5 protein-coding genes are annotated in these 3,981 nt (G+C 64.0%); all 5 read right to left on the minus strand.

Annotated elements, in window-relative coordinates:
* On the minus strand, nucleotides 1–684 hold a 684-nt coding region (locus tag EN879_RS26875; RefSeq protein ID WP_164774597.1), incomplete at its 3' end, for an ABC transporter permease.
* A 57-nt stretch (nucleotides 685–741) separates the two neighbouring features.
* Nucleotides 742–1,650, minus strand: a complete 909-nt coding sequence (gene phnD, locus EN879_RS26880) for a phosphonate ABC transporter substrate-binding protein (protein ID WP_063169040.1) — start codon at nucleotides 1,648–1,650, stop codon at nucleotides 742–744.
* 92 nt (nucleotides 1,651–1,742) lie between these two features.
* Nucleotides 1,743–2,600, minus strand: a complete 858-nt coding sequence (gene phnC, locus EN879_RS26885) for a phosphonate ABC transporter ATP-binding protein (protein ID WP_063169039.1) — start codon at nucleotides 2,598–2,600, stop codon at nucleotides 1,743–1,745.
* A gap of 374 nt (nucleotides 2,601–2,974) precedes the next feature.
* The gene (locus EN879_RS26890) at nucleotides 2,975–3,592 is read right to left on the minus strand and encodes a DapH/DapD/GlmU-related protein (RefSeq protein ID WP_063169038.1); all 618 of its coding nucleotides are present in this window, start codon (nucleotides 3,590–3,592) and stop codon (nucleotides 2,975–2,977) included.
* On the minus strand, nucleotides 3,589–3,981 hold a 393-nt coding region (locus tag EN879_RS26895), incomplete at its 5' end, for an ATP-binding cassette domain-containing protein (protein WP_245493873.1). The genes EN879_RS26890 and EN879_RS26895, both read right to left, overlap by 4 nt.

Genomic DNA, 3,981 nt, shown 5'->3' on the forward strand with positions numbered 1-3,981 from the left:
GAGACAGAACCAGTTGGCGCCGACGGCCCTCAGGCCTTCCTCGGCGCGCATGTCGATGTTCTCGTTGATCTCGTAGAACAGCTTGCCCAGCGCGCCGATCGAATGCAGGCCGATGGCGATGATGGCGGCGATCGGGCCGATCGAGACGATGGCGGCGAACAGGCCGGCGATGACGATCTCGGGAAAGGCGCGCAGCAGTTCCATGAGGCGCTTGACGATCAGCCGCAGCACCGGATGCGGCGTCAAATTGCGCGCCGCGATGAAGGAGAACGGCACGGCGAAGACGAAGCCGATGAAGGTCGAGACCAGCGCCACGTTGAGCGTGGTCAGCATCAGCTCGAAATATTCGGGGATGTAGAAGCTGCCCCAGACATAGGCGCGGCCAAGCGGAAAATTGAATTCCTGGGTACCGGTGTCATGCGGGGAAGTGATGTCGAACATCGCCCGCCAGACATCGTTCCAGTCCTTGGGGACGAGCCAGCTCAGGAAATCCAGCAAATGCGGCAACCGGTCGAAGAAATGCCCGGCATTGGCCTCGTCGGCGAACCACATGGTGCTGCCGAGCGCGGTGATGAGCAGGCCGACACCGATGGCGGTGTAGAGCCGGCGCAAGGACGTCTGGCGACGCCAGGCGTCGGCCATCTGGTGAGTGGCGCCGGAAGGGGCTGTCACGGAAAGGGTCATGATCGGACATGCAAGAAGGGCGGCGTTTTCTCGACGCCGCCCTTCCTGGTTTCGCCGTTAGCCGCCGATGGCTGCCTTACGGGCTTCGACGATGACGTTGTAGAAGTCCGCCTTAACCGGGACGTAGCCGGTAAAGTCGCCGCCCTCGACGCCTTCGAAGCAAGCCTTGTCCTTCTTCGGCAACTGCGTGAAGAAGTCGGCGAGCTTGGCGGTCATTTCGTCGCCGAGCGCGGTGCGCACGACCAGCGGGCCGTTCGGGATCAGACCCGAGCGCCAGACTTCGACGAAGTCGTTGGGGTCGACGGCGCCCTTGGCGACTTCCTTGTGGAAGGTGCCGGAGGTGTAGCCGTCCTTGAAGTCGCCGATGCCGGAAGAATCGTCCACCGCCACGTCGACCTTGCCGTCACGCACGGCCAGGACGTTGTTCTCGTGACCGCCGTTGAACTGGGTCGAGGCGAAGAAGGTTTCGTTCGAAGCGCCGGTATCCTTCGGGATCTGGGTCAGCGGGATCAGGTAGCCGGAGGTAGAATCCGGATCGGCGTAGCCGAGCTTCTTGCCCTTGGCCGACTTGATGTCGGTGATGCCGGAGGATTTCAGCGCCAGGCCGATCGAATAATAGCCGGTGGCGCCGTCGGTCTGCTGGGTGGTGAGGATCGGGGTGACCGCCTTCGGGTCCTTGAGAGCGACGCTGGCGTAGCCGGAAGCGCCGAGTTCGGCGAAGTCGAGCGTGCCGCCGAGCAGGCCCTGGATGACGCCGTCATAGTCGGCGGCGGGGAACAGCGAGACCTTTTCGAAGCCGAATTCGGCCTTCAAATGGTCGGCGAGGCACTGGTAGTTGCGCAGCCGGTCGGTTTCGTTTTCGCCGCCGAGAATGCCGACGCGAAATTCCTTCATGTCGGCGGCATGGGCCATGCTGGTCGCCATGGCGAGCACCGAAACGGCGCCAAAGACCATCTTCCTGAACATTGGATATTTCTCCTGTAGGTTCCGGCCCCGCGCCGGCAGCGTTATCGATTTTGACAGGTGCCCTTGACGTGGGCTGGCGATCCCAACCGCTCTCAATATCCCGGGAATGCGGGCTCGAGCGGTCCGGCGGATGCGGCGATCTTTCGGCTGAAGGCAACGCTGGTCGAGGTGATGGCCTCGGAGATTTCCTGGCCATTGCTGTCGGCGCCGTAGACGAGGCGCACCGCCTCGCGGTTGAGCTCTTCCGGCGGGCCGTCGAAGACGACCTTGCCGGCAGCCATGCCGATGATGCGGTTGCAGTAGGTGCGGGCGGTGTCCAGCGTGTGCAGATTGGTGACGACGGTGATGCCTTCGCGCAAATTGATGTCCTGCAGCGAATCCATCACCACCTTGGCGTTGAGCGGGTCGAGCGAGGCGATCGGCTCGTCGGCGAGGATCACTCTGGGCTGCTGCATCATGGCACGAGCGATGGCGACGCGCTGCTGCTGGCCGCCCGACAAGGTGCCGGCGGGCTGCAGCGCGGTGCGGACGATGTCGAGCCGCTCGAGTGCCGCGACCGCCTCGGCGCATTCGGCGCGGGAGAACATGCCGAACAGGTTGGTGATGGTCGAGCGGTGGTTCAGCTTGCCGAGCAGCACATTGGTCAGCACGTCGAGGCGCGGCACCAGGTTGAACTGCTGGAAGATCATGGCGCAGTCACGCTGCCAGCGCCGCAGCGGCGAACCGCTCAGCTTCGAGACCTCGGCGCCGTCAAAAAAAATCGACCCCTGGCTGGGATCGATGAGACGGTTGATCATGCGAAGGAGGGTTGATTTGCCGGCGCCCGAACGGCCGATAATGCCAACCATCTGACCCTGCGGGATCGCGATGTTGATGTCGCTGACGGCAGTGTTCTTGCCAAATCGTCGGGTGACACCGCGGATTTCGAGCGTGGCGGAATTTGCTGGCATGGGGGCAGGTTCCAGTCCGGGACCATTGATCGTCAGGCTCTCGCCTAACGCAGCCACATGAACCTGCCGTGTCGCGATGATGTCAGTTTTGTTACGCTCCACAGGCCGGAGTCTGCGGCCGGCCCAGGATCAGCAGTCGAAGGTGATGTGGAATGCAGGCCTGGCGAGCTGGCGCCGGTGGCCAGACGGCACCACTTGATGCGCATATACTCGCCCGTCGCGCGCCGGCGATGGCGAGGCCGTCCTTCAGGCGTTCCAGACAAGGGCCGTCATGGCGTCGATGCCGGTGTCGAGAGGCACGTCATGCGGATAGCAGGGGCGGGGGCGGTTTGCCCCCGCTGCCCAGCGTCAGTGACAGCCCGTTCCTGGCGTCGCTATCCGCCATATTTCTCCAAGAACGCCTCGGCCTCGAGCTCCCGGAAGTCATCCAACGCGGCCCGCAGCCTTGCATGGTCCCAGTCCCACCAGGCCAGCGCCTGGTAGCGTTCGGCCGTGCGGCGATCGAAGCGCTCGCGGATCGGCTTTGCCGGCACGCCGGCGACGATCGTATAGGGCGCTACATCTTTCGAGACGACAGCGCCGGCGCCGACCGCGGCGCCATCGCCGATGGTGACACCGGGCAGGATGGTCGAGCCGTGACCAAGCCAGGTGTCGTGGCCGATGGTGACCCGCTTGGCGCGGCGTTGGGCGAAGAATTCGCTCTCGTGCTCGGCATCGTCCCAGTAGTCCGAGGCGCGATAGGTGAAGTGATGCAGCGTCGGCCGCCAGGTCGGGTGGTTGGTGGCGTTGATGCGCACGCTGGCCGCGATGTTGGCGAACTTGCCGATCGTCGCACACCAGACCGAGCAGTCCTGCATCATGTAGGAATAGTCGCCAAGTTCGCTTTCCGAGACCCGGCTACGGTCGGCGATCTCGGTCCAGCGGCCGAGCGTCGAATTCTGTACATCCGCCGTCGGGTGGACCAGCGGCGTCTCGGACAATTTCCTGGTCATGCGGCGATTTTTCCGGGCGCGAAAGCGGTGACGTCGATGATGCGGTCGGCAACCGCCTCGCGTACATCGTGGTCATGGAAGATGCCGAGCAGGGCGACACCTGCAGCCTTCTTGGCGGCGATGAGTTCGATCACGACATCGCGGTTCCTGGCATCGAGCGAGGCTGTCGGCTCGTCGAGCAGCAGGATCGGATGCTCGGTGATGAAGCCGCGCGCGATGTTGACGCGCTGCTGCTCGCCGCCGGAGAAGGTCGCAGGCGGCAAAGCCCAGAGTTTCTCCGGCAGGTTGAGCTGCGCCAGCAAGGCGCGCGCCTTGTCCCTTGCGGCTTCATCACCGAGCATCCGATCCTGCTGCTCGACGAGCCGACAGCCTCGCTCGATGCCAGGAAC

The sequence above is a fragment of the Mesorhizobium sp. M7A.F.Ca.AU.002.02.1.1 genome (assembly GCF_003998535.1).
GTDB lineage: Bacteria > Pseudomonadota > Alphaproteobacteria > Rhizobiales > Rhizobiaceae > Mesorhizobium > Mesorhizobium ciceri.